Annotated in this window: 18 protein-coding genes; 8 read left to right on the top strand and 10 right to left on the bottom strand. The window is 73.3% G+C overall.

From position 1 onward, the window contains the following. Positions 1-44: 44 nt before the first annotated feature. The 3 genes from O7597_RS28295 (at position 45) to O7597_RS28285 (ending at position 3,582) form a co-directional block, all read left to right on the top strand. Positions 45-1,319, top strand: coding sequence for an FAD-dependent oxidoreductase (locus tag O7597_RS28295; protein WP_281581250.1), 1,275 nt, complete (start codon positions 45-47; stop codon positions 1,317-1,319). Further along, positions 1,319-2,548 (top strand): MFS transporter, encoded by a 1,230-nt coding sequence (locus tag O7597_RS28290; protein ID WP_281581249.1) that lies wholly within the window; start codon positions 1,319-1,321, stop codon positions 2,546-2,548. The genes O7597_RS28295 and O7597_RS28290 overlap by 1 nt, the downstream gene beginning before the upstream one ends. A 494-nt stretch (positions 2,549-3,042) precedes the next feature. Beyond that, positions 3,043-3,582 carry a DUF1062 domain-containing protein gene (locus O7597_RS28285; RefSeq protein WP_281581248.1) on the top strand — a complete coding sequence of 180 codons (540 nt, stop codon included), beginning with the start codon at positions 3,043-3,045 and terminating at the stop codon, positions 3,580-3,582. 104 nt (positions 3,583-3,686) lie between these two features. Here O7597_RS28285 and O7597_RS28280 read toward each other — a convergent pair whose 3' ends face one another. Next, the gene (locus O7597_RS28280) at positions 3,687-4,154 is read right to left on the bottom strand and encodes an HNH endonuclease (protein WP_281581247.1); all 468 of its coding nucleotides are present in this window, start codon (positions 4,152-4,154) and stop codon (positions 3,687-3,689) included. A gap of 106 nt (positions 4,155-4,260) precedes the next feature. On the opposite strand from O7597_RS28280, the gene O7597_RS28275 reads away from it, so the two are divergent. Next, a complete protein-coding gene (locus O7597_RS28275; RefSeq protein ID WP_281581246.1) occupies positions 4,261-5,259 on the top strand; it encodes a tyrosine-type recombinase/integrase in 999 nt (332 codons plus the stop codon). An 8-nt stretch (positions 5,260-5,267) separates the two neighbouring features. Here O7597_RS28275 and O7597_RS28270 read toward each other — a convergent pair whose 3' ends face one another. After that, on the bottom strand, positions 5,268-6,050 hold the full coding sequence (locus O7597_RS28270; RefSeq protein WP_281581245.1) for an FkbM family methyltransferase: 783 nt from the start codon (positions 6,048-6,050) through the stop codon (positions 5,268-5,270). Between the two features lie 214 nt (positions 6,051-6,264). Here O7597_RS28270 and O7597_RS28265 point away from each other — a divergent pair, with 214 nt between their 5' ends. From O7597_RS28265 to O7597_RS28250, 4 genes are all read left to right on the top strand, one after another. Next, positions 6,265-6,735, top strand: coding sequence for a MarR family transcriptional regulator (locus O7597_RS28265; RefSeq protein ID WP_269741738.1), 471 nt, complete (start codon positions 6,265-6,267; stop codon positions 6,733-6,735). 109 nt (positions 6,736-6,844) lie between these two features. Continuing rightward, a complete protein-coding gene (locus O7597_RS28260; protein WP_269741737.1) occupies positions 6,845-7,261 on the top strand; it encodes a DUF6069 family protein in 417 nt (138 codons plus the stop codon). Positions 7,262-7,375: 114 nt separating this feature from the next. Further along, positions 7,376-7,801, top strand: a complete 426-nt coding sequence (locus O7597_RS28255; RefSeq protein WP_164449863.1) for an Hsp20/alpha crystallin family protein — start codon at positions 7,376-7,378, stop codon at positions 7,799-7,801. 107 nt (positions 7,802-7,908) lie between these two features. Then, positions 7,909-8,367, top strand: a complete 459-nt coding sequence (locus O7597_RS28250; protein WP_269741736.1) for a hypothetical protein — start codon at positions 7,909-7,911, stop codon at positions 8,365-8,367. A gap of 3 nt (positions 8,368-8,370) precedes the next feature. On the opposite strand, the gene O7597_RS28245 is transcribed toward O7597_RS28250, so the two are convergent. From O7597_RS28245 to O7597_RS28210, 8 genes are all read right to left on the bottom strand, one after another. Continuing rightward, on the bottom strand, positions 8,371-9,072 hold the full coding sequence (locus tag O7597_RS28245; RefSeq protein WP_269741735.1) for an ABC transporter ATP-binding protein: 702 nt from the start codon (positions 9,070-9,072) through the stop codon (positions 8,371-8,373). After that, on the bottom strand, positions 9,069-10,031 hold the full coding sequence (locus tag O7597_RS28240) for an ABC transporter ATP-binding protein (RefSeq protein ID WP_281583335.1): 963 nt from the start codon (positions 10,029-10,031) through the stop codon (positions 9,069-9,071). The genes O7597_RS28245 and O7597_RS28240 overlap by 4 nt, the downstream gene beginning before the upstream one ends. Positions 10,032-10,033: 2 nt before the next feature. Next, on the bottom strand, positions 10,034-12,715 hold the full coding sequence (locus O7597_RS28235; protein WP_281581244.1) for an FtsX-like permease family protein: 2,682 nt from the start codon (positions 12,713-12,715) through the stop codon (positions 10,034-10,036). 170 nt (positions 12,716-12,885) lie between these two features. After that, positions 12,886-16,092, bottom strand: coding sequence for an FtsX-like permease family protein (locus O7597_RS28230; protein ID WP_281581243.1), 3,207 nt, complete (start codon positions 16,090-16,092; stop codon positions 12,886-12,888). Positions 16,093-16,221: 129 nt separating this feature from the next. Next, a complete protein-coding gene (locus O7597_RS28225; RefSeq protein WP_281583334.1) occupies positions 16,222-16,908 on the bottom strand; it encodes a thymidine kinase in 687 nt (228 codons plus the stop codon). A gap of 127 nt (positions 16,909-17,035) precedes the next feature. Further along, entirely contained in the window at positions 17,036-18,430 is a 1,395-nt protein-coding gene (locus O7597_RS28220; RefSeq protein WP_281581242.1) for an MFS transporter, read from the bottom strand. A 21-nt stretch (positions 18,431-18,451) separates the two neighbouring features. Beyond that, positions 18,452-19,222, bottom strand: a complete 771-nt coding sequence (locus O7597_RS28215; RefSeq protein ID WP_269741731.1) for a glycerophosphodiester phosphodiesterase — start codon at positions 19,220-19,222, stop codon at positions 18,452-18,454. Between the two features lie 189 nt (positions 19,223-19,411). Beyond that, positions 19,412-20,191: a lysophospholipid acyltransferase family protein gene (locus tag O7597_RS28210; RefSeq protein WP_269741730.1), complete on the bottom strand. Its 780-nt coding sequence runs from the start codon at positions 20,189-20,191 to the stop codon at positions 19,412-19,414. Positions 20,192-20,355: the final 164 nt, after the last annotated feature.

The raw sequence follows: 20,355 nt of genomic DNA, 5'->3' as shown, positions 1-20,355 counted from the left end.
TGCACGTTCTTGATTCGACAGTTTCAACACAGAGGAGTTGTTCGATGAGCATCCCGAACGAGCTGCCCGTCGTGGTGATCGGCGCGGGCCCGGTGGGTCTGGCCGCCGCCGCCCATCTGCACGAGCGTGGCCTGCCCTTTCTTGTTCTGGAGGCCGGTGACACCGCTGGCGCAGCGGTGCGGCAGTGGGGGCACGTGCGGGTGTTCTCCCCGTGGCGGTACAACGTCGACCGGGCTGCCCGCCGGCTGCTCGACGACGCCGGCTGGATCGCCCCGGCCGAGGACGCCCTGCCCACCGGAGCAGAGCTGGTCGCCGACTACCTCCAGCCCCTCTCGCAACTGCCGGAGCTCAAGCCGCACCTGCGCTACGACGCGCGGGTGGAGGCGATCAGCCGCCTCGGCCTGGACCGGCTGCGCACTGCCGGCCGCGAGCACACGCCGTTCCTGATCCGCCTCGCCGACGGCGACGAGCTGCTGGCCCGCGCGGTCATCGACGCCTCCGGAACCTGGGGCACCCCCAACGTCCTCGGCGCCTCCGGCCTCCCCGGGCGAGGCGAGAAGAACGTGGCCGCGTACCTGGAGCACGCCCTGCCCGACGTGCTCGGCGCCGACCGGGACCGCTTCGCCGGCCGGCACGTCCTCGTCGTCGGCGCCGGCCACTCGGCCGCGAACACGCTGCTCTCCCTGGCGAAGCTGGCCACCGAGGAGCCGGGCACGGAGGTGACCTGGGCGATCCGCTCGGCCAGCCCGGCCCGTACCTACGGTGGCGGCGACGCTGACGCGTTGCCCGCCCGCGGGGCGCTCGGTTCCCGGCTGCGAGAGCACGTCGACGCCGGTCGGATCCGGTTGCTCAGTGGCTTCTCCGTGCACGCGCTCACTCCGGCAGACGGCAGGGTCGCCGTGGTGGTCCGGCACGCTGACGGTGGTGAGCAGTCGACTGTGGTGGATCGGATCGTCGCCGCCACCGGTTTCCGCCCCGACCACTCCATCGCAGCCGAGCTGCGTCTGGACCTCGACCCGGTCATGGGGGCCACCCGCGCGCTCGCCCCGCTGATCGACCCGAACGAGCACTCCTGCGGCACGGTGCCCCCGCACGGCGTAGACCAACTCGCCCACCCGGAGGTCGGCTACTTCGCCGTCGGGATGAAGAGCTACGGCCGCGCGCCGACGTTCCTCATGGCCACCGGCTACGAGCAGGTCCGCTCCATCGTCGCCGCACTCGCCGGCGACTGGCAGGCGGCCCGGGACGTACAGCTCGACCTGCCCGAGACGGGGGTCTGCAACAGCAACCCCGCCGACTCCACCGGCACCGACGGCTGATGACCACCACGATGGCGCTCGCCGACCGTCGGGTCGGCGGGCGCCACGGGTGGCGAATCGTCGCCGCCCTCGCCATCACCTCCACTGTTGGCTACGGCACCCTCTACTACGCCTACGCTGTCCTTCTCAACCCCATGGCCGCCAGCCTCGATGCCTCCACCACGGCGGTCACCGGGGCGCTGACCGCCAGCGTCCTCGCCGGCGCCCTGATGGCCGTCCCCGTCGGCCGGTGGCTCGACCGGCACGGCGGACGCGCCCTCATGACCACTGGCTCGATCACCGCCACCGTCCTCCTGATCGCCTGGTCCCAGGTCCAGACCACCGCGCAGCTCTACGCCGTCATGATCGGCATAGGCGTCGCCGGCGCACTGGTCCTCTACGAACCCGCCTTCGCCGTCATCGTCTCCTGGTTCACCGCCGACCGACGACCCAAGGCGCTGCTCGCTGTCACCATCGTCGCCGGGTTCGCCAGCACCATATTCATGCCGCTCACCGGCCTGCTCGTCGCGCAGTTTGGCTGGCGCGGCGCGCTGCTCACGCTCGCCGCCGTCCACGGCGTCGTGACCGTACCGCTGCACGCCCTCGCCATCCGTAAGCCGCCGCGTGTCAGGACTTCCAGGCCCGCGGGGCGACCGGATCACACCTCGCGTCGCATCGCCTCGCGCGCGGCGATGCGCGACCCCCGGTTCTGGATCCTCGCCGCCACCCTCACCGCCCACGGTGCCACCACCAGCACAATCGGCGTCCACCTCGTCGGCTACCTCATCAGCCGCGGCCACCCCGCCGCCTTCGCCGCCACCGCCGCCGGCCTCCTCGGCGTCCTGTCCGTCACCGGACGACTCGTCCTCACCGGCGCCCGCCGCCGGCTTCCGGTCACCACCATCGTCGCCACGGTGTTCGCCATCCAGGCCGCCGCCGTCCTCGCCATGCCCCTCACCGCGGGCAACAGGGTGGGTGCCCTGGTCACCGTCACCGGATTCGGGCTCGGCTTCGGCATCGCCAGCCTCGCCGCCCCCGCCCTCCTCGCCGAGAGCTACGGCACCACCGCCTACGCCACCATCGCCGGACGACTCGCCGCACCGGTTACCGCGGCCAAGGCCGCCGCACCCCTGCTTGCCGCCATGCTCCTAGTGCACGGCGGGTATCACGTCTTGCTGGCCGCTGTGAGCACCACATGCCTCTTCGCCGCCATCGGCATGCGGGCAGTGGGGCAGGAAAGGGATCGATAGCGGCAAGCATCGCAACGAGCCCGTTCAGAGAGATCAGGTACTTCTGGTCGGCGGTGCACTCGGGGACGGCGACGCCCGTACCCGCGTGCTGCTGCCGCGCGGGCCTGGCGGACAGCAGGCCAAGGGCGTCGGGCCGTACCTGCTGTTCCGGCGCGCGCCGGGGTTGAGGACCTGGTGGAGCCGGGCCCCGATGGAGACACTCGGTGCCACCGTCGCCGCCGGCCCGCACCGACCAACCGACGACCGTCGAATTCGGTTGAGCCCTCCTTGTCGTCCCCGTAGGTTGCCTGCGACCCGCGGCAGTGAGGACAGAGGACTAACCGCGTGACCCCACCTGCTCTCTAGACCTGACATTCACCGCTCACTGGTGGCCGACGCTCCCGTCGGCTCTGCCGGGCTGCGTCTGTGCGCCCGGTCGTACCGCGTGTGAGGCCGCGCTCAATCGGCCTCGGGTCAGGTCTTTCGGAGCAATCATGTCTTCACAACCTCATATCGTGCTGCCCTGGGTCGTGCGTCGGACCAGGCTGCCGCTGCTGTCGCTGCGCTGCGTGGACTGCCCGTCGGGGTCGGCCACCACCGGTCCCGGCAGGTTCCGCGTCAACGCCAACCACAAACTGCTCGACGTGTGGCTGCTGGTCCGCTGCGTGTCCTGCGACCGGACCAGCAAGCTCACCGTGTACGAACGCACCCCGGTCAGATCCTTCGATCCGGCGGAGTTGCGCGGATACCGCCTCAACGATCCGGCACTTGTGGCGTCCCGGCTGTTGGATCCGCAGTTGGCCCGCCGCAACCGGTTCGCTCTCGACTGGACGGGGGCGTGGCGGCTGCACACCCCGTCGGAGGGGCCCGACCAGACGTGGCCGGTCCAGGTGGCGGTCGCCTTCGACGATCCGGTTCCGGTGCGTCCGGAGCGGCTCATCGCGCACGGGCTCGGCCTCAGCAGGGGCGAGGTACTGCGTCGGATCAAGTGCGACATTCCGTTGCGCCGTCCGCGGAGTACCGGGTTCACCTTCACGGTGACGGCCGGGGACTGACGCAAGCGGCCGGGCGGGACCCACTCGACCCGCCCGGCCGCGGAGCCAACCTGGTGCGACAGGCGCGGCCGTCACCGCCCCGGCAGGCGGCGGGGACGGCCGGGTCAGCAGGGTGTTCGCCCGTACGCCGCACGGGCTGCGGCGACCTCCGCCGCCTGACGCTCCCGCCAGCGTTGCTGCGCCAGCCGGTTGCAGGTCCGGCAGACCCGCCGGTAGCGCCCCGTCGCCGGATCGGTCTCCCGGTCGTGCCCGTTGCGGCAGCGTGGCCGCTGGGTCCGTTCCCGGCAGTTGTCCGCATGGCTGAGCTGGCGCAGATGGGTCGGCTCGATGCAGTCCGGTGCGCCGCAGTCGTGGCGGACTTCGAGGGTGGGGTCGTAGCCGCCGACGAACACCACGTACGCCGCGATGTGCGCCCAGGCCCGTCCGGCGAGTTTCTGGTACCCGCCGCGCCGGCCGCCGTATCCGCGCACGATCAGGCATCCGTTGCCAGCCCGTGTCGAGCGGGCGAGCAGATACGCCCGCAGGGTGTCCTCGGTGAAGTGTCGGGACAGACCGGTGACCTGAGACAGCACCGGGCCAGCGTAGGGGTCGGGTGCGACGCGATGTACCGTCCGGCCGATCATGATGTGTCGGCGCGCCTGATCGTCTACTCATCACAGGACTGAGAGCATTTTTCACATGCGTCCGCACGACACTCCGGTGCAGTACCGCCCGTCGGCCTATCCGGCCCTGCCCGACGGACCGATGGCCGTCACCGACGCGTGGTTGCGCAACCGACGGTTGAGCGAGCACACCCGTGACGCGTACCGCCGGGACGTCGCCGGCTGGCTGGCCTGGTGCGCCGCCCGGGGGCTGGACCCGCTGCGGGCGAACTTCCTGCACGTCAACGAGTACGGGCGGGCGTTGGAGAGCACCGTCGCCGCCCGGACCGGCCGTCCGTTGACCCCGGCGACGGTGGCCCGGAAGCTGTCCGCGCTGTCGAGCTGGTACGACTTCCTGGTCAAGCTGCGGGCGGTGGAGCTGAACCCGGTGGCCGGCGCCGACCGGCCCCGGGTCGACCGGGACCACTCGGCCACGGTCGGTCTGGCGCCCGACGAGGTGGACGCGCTGCTCGCGGTGGCCGAGGCCGAGACCGGGCCGACCGCCGCCCGCAACCGGGCCGCGGTCGCGCTGCTCGCCGATCTGGGACTGCGGGTGGGGGAGCTGGTGTCGCTGAACCTGGACGACCTGGGCGCCGAGCGGGGACACCGCAGCGTGCGCTTCGTCGGCAAGGGTGGGCGGTCGCGCCGCCGGGCGTTGACCCCGGGCACGGCGTACGCCGTCGACGCGTACCTGGCCGAGCGGGCCGCCGCGCAGCGGGTGCCGGTGGCGGAGTTGACCGGCCCGCTGCTGGTCACCGCCAGCGGTGCCCGGCTCGACCGGCACTCGGTGTTCCGGCTGGTCCGGCGGCTCGCCCGGAGCGCCGGGATCGCCGCGTGGGCCCGGCTGTCACCGCACTCGCTGCGGCACGCCTTCGCCACCACCGCCCGGTCCGAGGGGGTGCCGCTGGAGGACGTGCAGGACGCGATGGGCCACGCCGATCCGCGTACCACCCGGCGTTACGACCGGGACCGGCACAACCTGGACCGGGATCCGGCGTACGCCATCTGGGCGGCCCGGGCCCGCCGCCGCGGCTGACCCGCCGGTCAGCCGCGCGTTGTGCGGACGCAGTACACGTCGCCGGAGTTGGCCTCGTGCGGCAGCGCGAGCAGGTGCGCGGCCATCGCCTCGGCATCGACCCAGCGCCCGAGGGTCAGTGTCTTGTCGTCGCCGAGGGCCACGTCGAAGCCGTCGAAGCCGAGCGCGGCGACACGGTCCAGGCAGCGCACCGCGACCGCCCGTCCGATCGTGGTGAACTCGAAGGACAGGGCGGGCAGGGGATGGCTCAGCCCGGCGAGCACGGCGTCCTCGAAGCCCTCGACGTCGATCTTGACGAAGGCCGGCGTGCCGTGTTCGGCGATCAGCGTGTCGACGGTGGTCACCGGTACCTCGATCTGGCCGTCCCAGACCTGGTCCTCCCAGCCACCCGCGCCGGTGGCGGCGGTGACGAAGTCGGTGGAGGCGGTGGAGACGGTGGGGTTGGCCGAGTTGACCAGGAAACCGATCCGGCCGGGTTGGGCGCCGCAGGCCGCCTCGATCAGGGTGACCTGGTCGTCGTCGGCGTAGATGGCGCGCAACGCCCGCAGGCACAGCGGTTGTGGCTCGACGGCGATGACCCGGGCGCCGAGCCGACGGAAGGTGCCGATGTGGTCCCCGACGTGCGACCCGATGTCGAAGACCAGGTCGCCGGGGCCGACGAAGCGGGCGTAGAAGGCGTCCATCGCCGCGTCCCGGTCCGGGTTGCCGTAGTAGACCTCGAGCGATCGGCGCAGTGAGGCGGTGCGCGGGTCGGTCTTGAGCGCCTCGACCGCGGCGGTATGGGTACCCATCGCAGCACCCTAACCCGCGTGCCGCGTCCGTCGTGGCGATCCGCGCGCCCGCCGGTCACCCCTGGTGACGCACTCCGGTGCCGCCGGCTGTCGGCCCACCGACGTCCGCACCCGTGCGACGCTCGCCGCAGCGGCTTCCACCAGGTCGGACACCGCCCGCCGGCCGGCGGGCGGGTGATGATCCCGATCCGGAGGATCTTGTTAGCCTCGGTGTATGGAATCCCCGTCGCCGGGTCGTCCGTCTGACCTGATGTTCCTGCTCAGCTGGGCCAGTCATGCGCTGCGCGCGGAACACGCCGCCGGCCTGGCCGAGTTGGGGATCTCGCCCAGGGCGTACGGGGTGCTGCTGCGCGCCCGCGGTGGTGACCTGACCCAGCGCCAGATCGGCGAGTTGTGCGGCGTGGACAAGACCACCATGGTGGTGACCCTGGACCAGTTGGAGGCCAACGGACTGGCCCGACGCGTGCCCGCGCCGAGCGATCGCCGAGCCCGGCTGGTCGAGGTGACACCCCAGGGGGAGCGGGTGCTCGACCAGGCCCGGCAGGTCGCCGCCCGCCTCGAAACGGATGTGCTCGCGACACTGCCGGAGGCCGAACGCGAGGTGTTCCTCCGGGCCATCCGCCGGCTGGTGGACGAGCGGCTCTCCGGTGCCCACACGTCCGGAGTGGCCGGCTCCGTCTGCTGAGGATCCCTCGCGCTGGCGAGCCCGCACATTGTTCCGCATCAGATAGTCTCGTACGGGATTATCTGATACGGTCGCTGCTCGGGTATCCCCTTGTTTTGAGGAGTGGTCCATGAGCAGCACCGCCGCGCATTCCGTCAGCACCGCCACCTCCCTGCGCCGTCGCGCCCTCGGCCCGCTGGTGGCCGTCGCGACCTGCGTCGCGATCTGGCTCGTCGGCGCGCTCGGCGGCGTCGACTACGCGGTCCGCAGCCCGGGGCAACCCGAGGTGGTGGTCAACCTCGTTCCGGTCGTCGTCGTCTCCCTCGGTTCGGCCCTGCTGGGCTGGGCGGCGCTGGCCGTGCTGGAGCGGTTCGCCGGGCGACGGGCCACCACCATCTGGTTCGGTCTGGTGGTGGTGGTGACGCTGTTGTCGTTCGTGCCACTGTTCCAGGTCGATGCCACCGGCGGAGCCAAGATCGCCCTTGGTCTGATGCACCTGGCGGTACCGGCCGCCCTGGTCGCCCTGCTGCCGAAGCGCGGTCACTGACCACGCGCCGGACGACTTGACGGGTGGCGGCTGGGCGCGCTAAATAGGAAGTGGAAGTTGAGTCGACTGGACTCAACTAGGGACCTTCGGCCAGGAGAACCGAGGAGGCACACGATGCTGATGCGTACCGACCCGTTCCGTGAGATCGACCGGCTCGCCGAGCAGTTCTTCGGCAGCACCAGCCGCCCGGCCGTCATGCACATGGACGCCTACCGCGACGGCGACTTCTTCTACGCCGCCTTCGACCTGCCCGGAGTCGACCCGGAGAGCATCGACTGCACGGTGCAGCGCAACGTGCTGACCGTGCGCGCCGAGCGGCGCCGTCCCGCCGGCGACAACGTCGAACTCGTCGCCGCCGAGCGCCCGATGGGCGTCTTCAGCCGCCAGCTGTTCCTCGGCGACACCCTCGACACCGACAAGCTCGAAGCCGGCTACGACAACGGCGTGTTGACGCTGCGAATCCCGGTGGCCGAGCGGGCCAAGCCCCGCCGGGTCACCATCAGTGCGACCGGCAACGGCCGCAAGGAGATCAAGCCCTGATCGACGACCTGCCCAGGGCGTGGCCGGACGGGACGCGGTAGCCGCCCCGCCCGGCCACGTCCCCTTTTCCGCCCGCCGCGGCGGCCGATTCTCTACCGTCGACTGGTGTGGGCGCTGCGCAGCCGTGGAGCAGACCGGCCCGGCGACGCCACCCGATGCGGGTCGGCCTCGTCGTCGCCGCGGCCGGGACGGCGCTGTGCTGTGTCGGGGTCGCCGGCCTGGGCGCCTGGAACCTGCAACTGGTCACCCAGGCCGCCGCCCCGGTGCGCCAGACCGCCGAGGGATTCCTGCGCGAGGTCACCACGGGTGACACCGGCAGCGCCTACGAGCGGCTCTGCGCCGACGCGCGTACCCGGTGGAGCGAACTCGGCTTCACCAGCTGGGTACGCACCCCGCCGGTGGTGCGCGACTACGAGATCGTGGACGTGTCCGTGGCCACCCGCGGCGGCCGACCCCACGGCAAGGTCACCGTGCTGCTGACCCGCGACAGCGGCAGCACCGAACAACGGGACCTGTCGGTGGTACGGGAGGACGGTGGCTGGCGCGTCTGCGGCGACCCGTACTGACGGTCATGCCGGAACCGGCTCGGTCGCTTCGACCAGCCGGCCGTCACGCAGCACCAGCACCCGGTCGGCCAACTCCACGAGCGTCGGGTCGTGCGTGGCGACCAGGGCCGTCATCCCCCGGGCACGCACCACCGCCCGCAGCAGGTCCATCACCGCCCGGCCGGTCTCCGAGTCCAACTGGCCGGTCGGCTCGTCGGCGATCAGCAGCGCCGGATCGTTGGCCAACGACCGGGCGATCGCCACCCGCTGCTGCTGGCCGCCGGACATCTCGTACGGCCGCTGCGCGGCGTGCCCACCCAACCCGACCAGTTCCAGCAGCACCGACACGCGCTGCTCACGATCCGCCGCCGGCACCTTCGCCAACCGCATCGGCACCCCCACGTTCTCCGCCGCGGACAGGATCGGCACCAGCCCGAAGGACTGGAACACGAACCCGATGGTGTCCCGACGCAGCCGCAGCAGCTCCTTCTCGCTGGCCGCCGTCACCTCCTGCCCGGCCACCCACACCCGCCCCGAGGTGGGTCGGTCCAGGCCACCGATCAGGTTCAGCAACGTGGTCTTGCCCGCCCCGGACCGGCCTCGCACCGCGACCAGCTCACCGCGACCGGCCCGAAACGACACCTCCCGCAGCGCATGGACGACCCGGTCACCACCGCCGTAGTCGCGGCTGAGCCCCTCGACCCGGATCAGCTCCTGCTCGCTCACCGCGCACTCCTCTCGTCACCGGGACGGACCTGCACGTGGTCCGGCTCCAGGGTCAACCGCACCCGGTCGCGCAACGCCAACGCGTCGACGAAACCCGCCGGCAGCTGCATCCGCCCGGCCCGGTCCAGCACCGCGTACTCCTCGGTCACCAACTCCTCGACGCCGTCGGCGCCGACCCGCGCGGTGCGGTGCACCTCCGAGGCGGTGCGGCCGTCGCGGATCGACACGGTCCGGCGCACCTGCGAGGCGACCTGCGGGTCATGGGTCACCACCACCACGGTCACCCCCAGCTCGGCGTTGATGGTGCGCAGCGCGGCGAAGACCTCCCCGGCCGTCGCCTCGTCCAGCTCACCGGTCGGCTCATCGGCGAAGAGCACCTCCGGGTCGTTGGCCACCGCCACCGCGACGGCACAGCGCTGCTGTTCGCCGCCGCTCATCTGCCCCGGCCGACGGTCCGCGCAGTAGCCGACGCCGACCATCTCCAGCAGCTCCGCCGCCCGCCGCCGCGCGGCCCGCCCACCCCGGCGCGCCAGCCGCATCGGCAACTCCACGTTCTCCCGGGCGGTCAGGTACGGCAGCAGGTTGCGTGCGGTCTGCTGCCACACGAACCCGACGGTGTGCCGCCGGTACCGCAGCCGCTTGGCCGCCGACATGGTCAGCAGGTCGTACCCGGCCACCCGGGCGATGCCCGCGGTCGGGGTGTCCAGCCCGGACAGGATGTTCAGCACCGTCGACTTGCCGGAGCCGGACGCGCCCACGATGGCGACGAGCTCACCACGGTCCACGACCAGATCGAGGCCCTGCAACGCGACGACCTCCACCCCCTCGCTGGTGAAGATGCGTACCAGCCCGTCGCAGACGATGTGTCCACGCAGCCGGTCGGCGCCACCGGCCCGCGCGGCGGCCCGCTCCGCCGCCCGTCGTTGCAGCGTCGCCAGGTCGGGACCATCAGACACCATCGTCACGGGTTCTCCTCTCCCAGCCGCAGCACCTCACCGAGGCGCATCCGCCGGTTCATCAGGTTCTCCACCACCAGCCCGGTCGCCAGGCCCAGGACCACCAGCCCCAGCACCGAAGCCAGCACCAACGGATCCAGGTGATCGCGGACCGGCACGTCGGGCACGAACGCGGACAGCCCGAGCGTCGGCCCCAGGATCCGGGGCAGGGCCGCACCCACCGCCGCCCCGGTCAGCGCCGCGACCAGGACCAGCGGCACCAGCTCGTACATCAGCAGCCGCCGGCCACGGCCGGCGGACAGGCCCAGGGTGCGCAGCCGGGACAGCATCCGGCCCCGCCCGGCGGCGTCGGCGACCACCGCGAACCCGACGGCCAGCACCGCCAGCGCGGTGCCGCCGGCCGCGCCGGCGGTGAACGCCAGGGTCAGCACGTCGTTGGCGCCGGTGCGGTCCAGGTCCTCGCGGTACCCCCGCCAGGTCTGCAACGACGCCGGCACCTGCGTCCGCGTCACCGCCACGCCGAGCACCGCCGACTGCCGCCGCCGCTGCGCGTCGTCGGCCACCCCCAGCAGGTCCGCCTCGTCGATGTCGTCACCGGCCACCAGATAGCGGTTCGGGATGATCGGCGTGTACTCGTACTCCGGAAGCGCCTGCCACGGAAGCACCACGAACCGTTCGGTGCCCAACCCCACACCCGGGAAGGCCTCGGCCACCTCGGCGACCCGGAACTCGTACCACCTGCCCTGCACGTCCACCGCTGCCTGGTCACCGACCTGCCTGGCCACCGCCGCCGACACCACCGCCGGCACCGGCCCGTCACCCCGCGCGGCCGCCCGCAGGGCCGCCGGCACGTCCACCTCGACACCGCTGCGCGCCACCACCTCCGCGAAGGCCGGAGCGTCCACCACCAGCACCCGGGCCGTGCCGATCTGCCGCGCCGGCGACCCCGCCTGCGGCACCAGCCGCCGGTTCGAGTCCACCCACACCCGAGCCACCGCCGACACCCCGGCCACCCCGGACAACGCGTCCTGCGCGTCGGGGGAGAAGGTGTACCCGGTCAGCCAGGCGTCCGCCGGCACCGTCAACGTGGCCGCCCGGTCCCGAGCCGCCGAGACGGTGGAGGTGACCACCCCGCCGAACACCCCGGTGCTGACCGCGACGATCAGCACCGCCAGCGGACCCAACGCCACCGGCGCGCCCCGTGCGGCGCGGGCCACACCGAGAAACAGCACCGCACCCCGGGCCCGCGCGGCCAACCGACCGGCCGCCCGCAGCGGCCACGGCACCAGCCGCACCGCCACCAACGCGGCGGCGACCGCGACCAGCACCGGCACCGAACTGAGGTACGCGTCGACACCGGCACCCGGGTCGAGACCACGCCGGCGCAGCAACACCACCCCGAGCACGGCCAGCACCAGCACACCCGCCTCGACCGTCAGCCGCCGCGCCGACGGACGACGCCACGCCACATCGGCACGCCCGCCGACCACCCCGACCCGCCGCTGCGAATACATCGCCAGCACCGGCACCACCGCGGTGGTGAGCACCGCCAACGCCAGCACCGCCCAGGGGAACCCCCCGTCGTGCCCCGGCACGCGGCTGCCGACGAACCAACCGACGAGCACCGCCAACGGCTGCACCGGCGCCGACTCGGCCAGGGCCCGCAGCCCGACGGCGCTCAGGGCGGCGCCCCGGGCCCGCAGCAGGGCGAACTCGTCACGTCGCCGCAGCACCGTCAACCGCGCCGCCAGCACGATCAAACCGAGCAGGCTGGCGACCAGCCCCGCCTGCACCACCGCGAGCAGGGCCTGCACGGCGCGCAACTGCCCGGCGAACCGCGACAACGCGCCGTCCAGCGACGTCTGCACCGTCGCGCCCGAACTCCACGACATGCGTCGGGCCTCGGCCACCGCCGCCGTCACCGACTCCAGCCCCGCCGCGTTCAGCCGCTGCTCGTCGAGGCGGTACCGCCAACCGCTGACGGCCGCGACACCACTGCCGGCGGCGACGACGTCCACCCCGGCCCAGTCGGTGACCCCCGCCACGACGTACGGCTCGCCGTCCAGCACCGGGACCACCGGCTCCAGCGCGTAGCCCAGGTCGTCCCAGACCGGGTCACCGGCGTCGCGCGGCTCGAACACCCCGACGACGCGCGCGTCCGCCTGACCGTCGCGTCCGGCGAACCGCAGCCGCTGGCCGGCGCGCAGGGACAGCGTCTCGGCCACCGCCCCCGACACCACCACCTCAGCCGGGCCGCCCGGACGGGTGCGGGGCCAGCGTCCGGCGGTCAGCTCGGCCGCCTCCGCGACACCGGTCTGGGCGCGCAGGCCGAACAGCTTGCGGGCACCACCGTCCATCGGCGGCTCGTCGCCGACGGCGAACAGTTGCTCCTCGTCCAACGACGCCGCGTACCACCGGCGCTCCACCAGGCCGGGCAGCGGCCGCGGCAACTCGGCGGCGTAACGGTCCAGATCGGCCTGCCCGGCCGCGGCCGGCGCGGACCGCGGCCCGGCCAGCGACACGTCCCGCACCAGGTGCGGCAGCCGGGCCACGTCCGCGCGCAACCCCCGGTCGGCGTACTCCCCGGTCAGCCGGGGTGCGGCGGTCAGCAGCAGCGCCGCCACCAACCCCAGCACCGCCAACAGGCCCACCTGACCGCCGTACGCCCGGATCCGTCTCGCGCTCACGGGACCAGCCTTTCGTTCGCGACTGCGGGGCTCCGCTGCGCTGCACTCCTCGCGCTCACGGTGCTGGCCTTTCGTTCGCGACTGCGGGGCTCGCAAGCTCACTCCTCGCGCTCACGGGACCAGCCTTTCGTTCGCGACTGCGGGGCTCCGCTGCGCTGCACTCCTCGCGCTCACTGGGACTCCCCGGCACGAAGGTGTGCGGCGGTGAGTCGTCGCCGCACGTTCACCGACACCGCGGCGCTGAACGCCAGCGCCAGCGCCAGCAGTCCGACGCCGGTGCCCAGCACCGGCACCCAGTCGACGCTCAGCAGCGGCGGCGGATCGGGGCGGTCCGCCGCCGGGGTGAGGATGACAAGCGGGGCCATCGTCGCCGCCACACCGATGCCCACGGCCAACCCCACCAGCACACCCATGCCGGCGAGCAACGACTGCTCGGCCAGCAGCGACCGGGCCACCAGGCGGTGACCCGCGCCGAGGGTGTGCAACACGGCCAGTTCGCCGGCCCGGCGCCGCGCCGTGGCGCTGACGTCCACGGCCACCCCCACTGCGGCCAGCAGCACCGCCGCGAGGGCGGCGACGAAGAGGGCACCACGGGCACCCACACCGAACGGGTCGCGAGCCAACTGGTCGGCGACGTCCCGGCGATCCAGCGCGGTCAGACCGTGGAGCGCGGCGGCTACCCCGGCCACCTGTGCCGCCGCGCCGGGCTGGGCGGCCACCCACCACTCCTGCGGCGCGCGGACGATGCCGTGTGCGTGGAACAGCCGGCCACGCAACGACGGCAGGTCGACAAGCAACGCGGCGTCCTCGACGTCACCGGGCAGAGCCGTGACCCGGTCGACCACGACGACATCGACCTCGGCGCCGCCGAGGAACAGCCGGGTCTGCGTCCCGACGTCGACGTGCAGCATGTCCAGCGCCGCCGCGGTGGCGACCACCGGCACCGGGTTCGTGCCGGCCGGCCGGGTGACGGCCAACTGCACCGGGGTGTCCGGGGCATTCCAGCTCACCGGCATGTCACGTGCGTAGCGGCCGGACAGGGTGGCGCCGGCGCCGGTGGACGCGGTGGCGGTGCCCGCCCGGTCGACCACCTGCCACGGTCCGTCCGCCCCCAGATCGACCGGGGTGCCGGCGCTGGTGTCCGGGCTGGCCCGCAGGTCCGACAACCGCCAGTCGAGGCTCAGCCGTGGGCCACCGCGGGTCTCGGTGGTGAAGCCGGCCAGCCGCCACTGCCCGTCGCCGGCCGGCAGTTCGACGGAGAACCGTAGCGGCTGGCCGTCCCAGCCGGTCGAGCCCAGGACCAGCCGGCGGTGTTCGCCCCGGGCGTCGCTGAGCACGACCTCATGGCGGATGGGCCCACCCGTGCCGACGTCGACGACGCCCCGGGTACGCAGCTGACCGGTCAGCCACCGGGTGCCGGTCGGCAACACCGTCGCCGGTGCCGGCACCCGCGCGTCCGCGAGGCCGCCGAGCAGCCGGCCGGTGGATCCGCCGGCCAGGTCGGACCGCAACCGCAGCACCCCGTCCGCGGCACCGGCGTCCACCGCCACCATGGTCGCCGGTTCGGCGCCGGCGCCGAGCCGTACCGGCTCCCGCCAGGCGGGCAGGACCGCCCGGGTACCCGGCAGGTCGGCGAGTTGGTCGGCGCGGCCGTCCGGGGCGGCGCCGGTGGTCTCGGTCAGCCGCAGGTCGGCGCCGACCCGGTGCGCGGCCTGGTCGTCGAGGGACCGTTGCGCTGTCCCGGCGAGGGACCAGGCCAGGGTGCCGACCGCCACGGCGAGGGCGAGCAGCAGCACCGGCCCGGCGTGCGGGCGCCGACCGGCCTGCCAGGTGCCGAGCAGCACGGCGGTCCAGGGCCGGCGGTCCACCCAGCGTTCCGTCAGCCGCACCAGCGGCGGCAGCAGCCGCAACGCGAGCACCGCCCCGGCCAGCACACCGAGCGTCGGCGCGGCCGCCAGCAGCGGATCGACCCCCAGCTCGCCGCCCCGGGACCGGGACAGCGGCGACGAGTACCTGCTCAGCTGGTACCAGCTGAGCAGGGCCAGGCCGACGAGCAGGACGTCCAGACCGGCCCGCTGCACCACGCCCCGCCGGCTCGGCCGGGACCGGCTGGCCAGGTCGGCGACGTAACTGTCGCCTCGGCGCAGACTCGGGCCGATCATCGCGGCCGCGCAGCCCGCGGCCGCGATCGCGGCCACCAGCCACACCGCCGGGTCGGCCCCGTCCGGCCGTAGCGAGACGGCGGCGAGGCCGGGCAGCCGGTCGGCCAGCCCCAGCAGCTCCACGACGAGCGGTGGGGCGAGGACCACGGCCGGCAACACCACCAGGGTGGCCTCCCGGGCGGTCAACCCGGCTACCTGCCAGCGGGCGGCGCCCCGGGCCCGCAGCAGCGCGGTCTCACCCCGGCGGTGCTCGGTGAGCAGGATCGCCACGAGCAGCAGCGCGTACCCGCCGAGCACCACCACCAGCAGCATCGGTGTGACCAGGGCGGACCGGCCGACGAGGGTGGCCTGGCGTAGTCGTCGCACCAGATCCACCAGGTCACCGCTGACCACCGCGGAGTCGCCGAGGCCGGCGTCGGCCGCACTGCTCGTGGTGATGCGGGCGGCGGCGTCGGCGAGCCGGTCCAGGGCGGCCGGACCGATCCCGGCCAGGTCGGGTTCGACAAGCCAGCCGGCGGAGGCGTTGGCCAGGAAGTGGGTGGCGAAGTCGTCCCGGGACACCGTCATCGGGCCGTAGGTGGCCGCCTGCGACAGCGAGCCGGTGCTCGTCTCCGGCGCCAGCCGCCAGTACGCGGCGTCCGGGTCCACGGGGCTGAACACGCCCGTCACGACGACCTCGGTGACCCGCCCGGTGAGCCCGTCGGTGATCGGGACGCGGTCGCCGACCCCCACCCGCAGCGTCGTCGCCGCGGCCGCGCCGATCGCGGTCTGCACCGGATCGGCCCCGGTCCGCGGCCACGTGCCGGAGGTCAACCGGGCGTGCGCGGGCAGATCGTCGAGGAACATCACCGACGCGTAGGTGACTCCGCTGCGGTCGGCGACAGCGTCACCGGTGTCGCCGCGCAACTGCCGGCCAGCCGCGTACCCGGCGGCGCTGACCCGCGCCGGCAGACCGGCCAGGTCGGCTTCGACCCGCTGCCGCAAAGCGCCGTCCCGGTCCCGCAGCCCCGCGTCGGTACCTCCGGCGGACGCGCGGACCAGCACCGACCGTTCCTCGGCGGTGGCCGCCGCCAGCACGTTGCGGGTGCCGGAGTCGACGACGTCGCGGTTGTACGCGGCCAGACCGGTGAGCGCGACGGTGGCCACCAGCGCCGCCCCGGCAGCGGCCAGCAGCAGGCCCCTCGTGGCCCGGGCACGCCGCAACGCGAACCTCATCTGTGTGGTACCCCCGCCGGTTCGCGGGCCGGTGCGGCCCCTGGTTGGTGCTCCCGTCATGCACCAGAAGGGGCCGGGACCGGGGAAAGGTTCGCAGCGGTGATCGTTTCGTTATCCGGGGGCGCGGGCTCAGGCTCCGGTGGCGGCGCTGCCGGGGCCCAGGTCACCGGCGCGGTGGTGCCGGCGGCAGAGCACCTGGTAGCGCACGTCGGCGGTGTCGGCGGTGTCGCCGATGACGACCTGTGCGCCCTCGCGGGCCACCCGCCCGTCGGCGACGCGGGCGTTGAGCAGCCCCTCGCGGCCGCACCAGCAGAGCACCTCGACCTGGATCCGAGCCACCGAGTCGGCCAGTTCGAACAGCCGCTGCGCCGCCGGGAACAGGCTGGAACGGAAGTCGGTGGCCAGGCCGAAGGCGTACACGTCGACGTCGTAGCTGTCGACCAGGTCGGCCATCTGCTCCACGTGCTCGACGGCGTAGAAGCTGGCCTCGTCACAGATCAGGTAGTCCACCCGCACCCCGTCGGCCCAGGCGTCCCGGACCAGGGTGCGCAGGTCCAGCTCGTCGGTCACCTCGACGGCCTCGTGGGCCAACCCGATGCGGGTGGTCACCTGCGGGCCGAGTGACCGGTCGATGCGGGTGGTGACCAGCCCTCGACGTCCCTGCCGGGCATGGTTGTAGTTCATCTGCAGCGCCATCGTGGACTTGCCGCAGTCCATCGGCCCCCAGAAGAACCGCAGCGCGGCGGCGTGTGCCGGTCGTCCGTCGACGCCACGGGCGGCGACACACCCGGCCGGGTTGTCGGCCGCACCGGGCAGGGTCGGGCGGGCCAGGCAGGTCGGTACGGCGTCGTCGGTCGTCACGGACCGGCAGCCTAGTGCGCGGTGACCCGCGCCCGCGCGGTTGCCCCGACCGGGGTGTCGATCATCGCATCGCCCGCCGGGATCAGAGCACCCGCGGCGGGGTGTTGCCGGCGGCGATGATGGCCCGCCGGATCGGCACCGCCGCCAGCAGCAGGAACCCGACCACGAAGAAGATCAGCAGGGAGACCAGACCCACCCGGTACGAGTTGGTCAACTGGAACACCAGGCCGAACGCGAGGGGGCCGAGCCAGCTGGTGCCCTTGTCGCTGATCTCGTAGAAGCCGTAGTACTCGCCCTCCCGGCCGGCGGGGATCAGCTGGCTGAACAGGGACCGGCTCAGCGCCTGACTGCCGCCGAGAACCAGACCGATCGCCGCGCCGAGCACCATGAACGGCAACGGCGCCTCGGCGGGGAGTCGGAACGCCGCGACGATCACCCCGGTCCAGAGCACCAGGCTGAGCAGCACCGTCTTCCAGGCCCCGATCCGCCCGGCCAGGGCGCCCAGCCCCAACGCGCCCCCGAAGGCCAGGAACTGCACCAGCAGGATCGTCACGATCAGGGTGCTCTGTCCCAGCCGCAGTTCCTCGGTGCCGTACTGACTGGCCAGGGTGATGACGGTCTGGATGCCGTCGTTGTAGACCAGGAACGCCAGCAGGAAGAACAACGTCAGCGGGTACGCCTTGATCTCCCGCAGGGTGCGGCCGAGTTGCCGGAACCCGTCGGTGAGCACGTTGCCGCGGCCGGCCGCGGCCAGCGCGGCGGCGGTGGGGTGCTCCCGCAGCCAGCGCAGCGGCACCAGGGTGAACGCCGCCCACCACAGCCCGGCCGAGACGATCGACCAGCGGGCCAGGTCCAGGGTGCGCTCGGCGGTGCCGTTGTCGAACGACTGCACGGCGACGAGGTTCAACGCCAGCAGCAGGCCGCCGCCCAGGTAGCCCAGCGCCCAACCCCGGCTGGAGATGGCGTCGCGCTCGTCCGGACCGCCCAGTTGCGGCAGGAACGAGTTGTACACCACGATCGCCGCGCCGAAGCTGATGTTGGCGACGACGAACAACGCCCCACCGAGCAGGTACCGGTCCCCGGTGACGAAGAGCATCCCGATGGTCGCCGCGGCCCCGGTGAACGCGGTGGCCGCCAGCAGCCGCTTCTTGTGCAGCGACCGGTCGGCGATGGCGCCGATCACCGGCAGCACGAAGACCGTCAGCAGCACCGACAGCGAGATCAGGTACGGGTAGTAGGAGCCGGCGGCCACCTTGATCCCCAGCGGGTACACGTACCCGACGCACTCGTCGGCGCCGAGTTCGCACCCGGCGGCGACCTCGGCGACGCTGGTCAGGAACGGCCCGAGGAAGACCGTGATGACGGTGGTCTGGAAGGCCGAGTTCGCCCAGTCGTAGAAGTACCAGCCGGTGCGTTCGCGGCGGGTGCTCCGCGGCGGTGGGATGTCCTGCGCCGCCGGGGTGACCGTCTCGGCCATGGGGGTCCTCCGCCCAGGTGTTCAGGCGGCCCAGTGGCCGCGGCTGCGGTAGACGTCGCGCAGCACGCCGACGTGGTCGGTCATGATGCCATCAACCCCAAGATCAAGTAACTCGTGCATCTCGGCAGGTTCGTCGATCGTCCAGACGTGCACCTGCAGACCGAGCCGGTGAGCCATCCGCAGGAACCGACGGTCGACCACCGGCACCCGGCCGTAGCGCACCGGCACCTGCGCGGCCACCACCGACGGCGGCAACCGAAGCGGCCGGCCGGTCCACGAGGCCCACCGCAGCCGGGCCACCCCGCGTACCCCGAGACTGGTGGCGACCCGCCCGCCGGTCAGCGCGCGCAGCCGGCTCAGCCGGGCGTCGCTGAACGAGGCCAGCAGCACCCGGTCGACGGCACCGGCCCGGTCGACGGTGGTCACCGTGGGCGTCACGCCGGCGTCGGACTTGACGTCGATGTTGAACCGCACCTGCGGCCACGCGTCGAGCACCTCGTCGAGGCGGGGCACCACGGCGGAGCCGCCGACTCGCACGGTGGCCAGATCGGCCCAGCGCATCGCGCCCACCCGGCCACGGTGTCCGGTGACCCGTTCCAGGGTGTCGTCGTGGAACACCACGGCCACCCCGTCGGCGGTGCCGTGCACGTCGGTCTCGACGTACCGGTAGCCCAGCTCGACCGCCCGGGCGAACGCGGCGGCGGTGTTCTCGTCGCCGTCGGCGGCGCCGCCGCGGTGGGCGAAGGCCAGCGGCGCGGGCGCGTCGAGGTAGGGATGCGCGGTCGTGGGCACGCGGCGCAGTATGCCTGGCCCTGGTGACCGCCTGGTGGCTGGCCGGCTGCGCGCCGGGTGCGTCCCGTCGTCCACGCCCATCCGATACCCGTCGGTGACTGCCGGATGCCGGGCGGTAGCCTTCCCCGGCCTCAGCGTCGTCGGCAAGGCGACCTGAGCCCGGCTCGTGCCCGGGCTTGCGGCGAGCGCTCAGCCTGCGGTGGGACGGCGCCGGTGTACGCGAGCGAGGTCGACCGGACGGCCGGGGTCGACGTGGCGGGGCCGGTCGGGTTCGTCCGGCCGCAGCGGGGCAAGGGTGTCGGTGATCGCGTCGATGATCCGGTCGGTGGCACGTCGGGCGGCGCCCGGGGCGCCACCGGTCAGGTCGGTCAGCTCCACCGGGTCGCCGAAGTGCACTCGTACCGTCGGGCGACGGACCAGCGCGCGGACGATGCCGCCCAGCAGGCCCTTGGGGGTCTGGTAAGGCAGCACCTCGTGGGATCCCCACTGGGCGACCGGGACGACGGGCGCACCGCAGGCCAGGGCGAGACGGGCGGCACCGGTCTTGCCGCGTTCGGGCCACATGCCCGGGTCCAGGCCGATGCGTCCCTCCGGATAGACCAGGATCGGCGCGCCGGCGGCGACCGCGGCGGCGGCGTCGTCCAGGGCCCGGTGTACGCCGCTGGTGCCCCGGTCGACGCGGATGTGCCCGGCGCGGCGCATCGCGACGCCGATCAGCGGAGCCCGGAACAGCCCGCCGGTGGCCATGATCCTCGGTGCCACCCGGCGGGCCCGGCAGGCCGCGGCGAGCACGATCGGGTCGAACGGGCTGATGTGGTTGGCGGCCAGGATCAGCGGTCCGCCGCGCAGCCGGGCCGGTATGTCGCCGGTGACCCGCAGCCGGGCCAGCATCCCGACGACCAGGCGGGCCAGCAGCAACGCGACGCGCCAGATCAGCGGCGGACGCCAGGGGGAGTGGGCTGCTTCCATCAGCGGGACATGATCGCACGGCGAACCGACGAGGCACCGCCCAGGGCGGGTCGTACGGCAGGAGTGAGCAGGGTCATCGGTCCCGGTCCGGTTCGGGCCACCCGCCCCTGCCATTCCGCGTACGACGCGCAGTAGTATTTACTACGTCTTGTAGTACGACTGGC

Origin of the sequence: Verrucosispora sp. WMMC514, assembly GCF_027497295.1 — a bacterium.
GTDB classification, from domain to species: Bacteria; Actinomycetota; Actinomycetes; order Mycobacteriales; family Micromonosporaceae; genus Micromonospora; species Micromonospora palythoicola.
Note: the sequence above shows the minus strand (reverse complement) of the source record. Positions and strands in the feature narration are given on the sequence as shown.

Coding starts and splice junctions, on each gene's coding strand:
- O7597_RS28295 (WP_281581250.1), top strand. CDS start 45: ATGAGCATCCCGAACGAGCTGCCCGTCGTGGTGATCGGCGCGGGCCCG.
- O7597_RS28290 (WP_281581249.1), top strand. CDS start 1,319: ATGACCACCACGATGGCGCTCGCCGACCGTCGGGTCGGCGGGCGCCAC.
- O7597_RS28275 (WP_281581246.1), top strand. CDS start 4,261: ATGCGTCCGCACGACACTCCGGTGCAGTACCGCCCGTCGGCCTATCCG.
- O7597_RS28270 (WP_281581245.1), bottom strand. CDS start 6,050: ATGGGTACCCATACCGCCGCGGTCGAGGCGCTCAAGACCGACCCGCGC.
- O7597_RS28265 (WP_269741738.1), top strand. CDS start 6,265: ATGGAATCCCCGTCGCCGGGTCGTCCGTCTGACCTGATGTTCCTGCTC.
- O7597_RS28260 (WP_269741737.1), top strand. CDS start 6,845: ATGAGCAGCACCGCCGCGCATTCCGTCAGCACCGCCACCTCCCTGCGC.
- O7597_RS28255 (WP_164449863.1), top strand. CDS start 7,376: ATGCTGATGCGTACCGACCCGTTCCGTGAGATCGACCGGCTCGCCGAG.
- O7597_RS28240 (WP_281583335.1), bottom strand. CDS start 10,031: ATGGTGTCTGATGGTCCCGACCTGGCGACGCTGCAACGACGGGCGGCG.
- O7597_RS28230 (WP_281581243.1), bottom strand. CDS start 16,092: ATGAGGTTCGCGTTGCGGCGTGCCCGGGCCACGAGGGGCCTGCTGCTG.
- O7597_RS28220 (WP_281581242.1), bottom strand. CDS start 18,430: ATGGCCGAGACGGTCACCCCGGCGGCGCAGGACATCCCACCGCCGCGG.
- O7597_RS28210 (WP_269741730.1), bottom strand. CDS start 20,191: ATGGAAGCAGCCCACTCCCCCTGGCGTCCGCCGCTGATCTGGCGCGTC.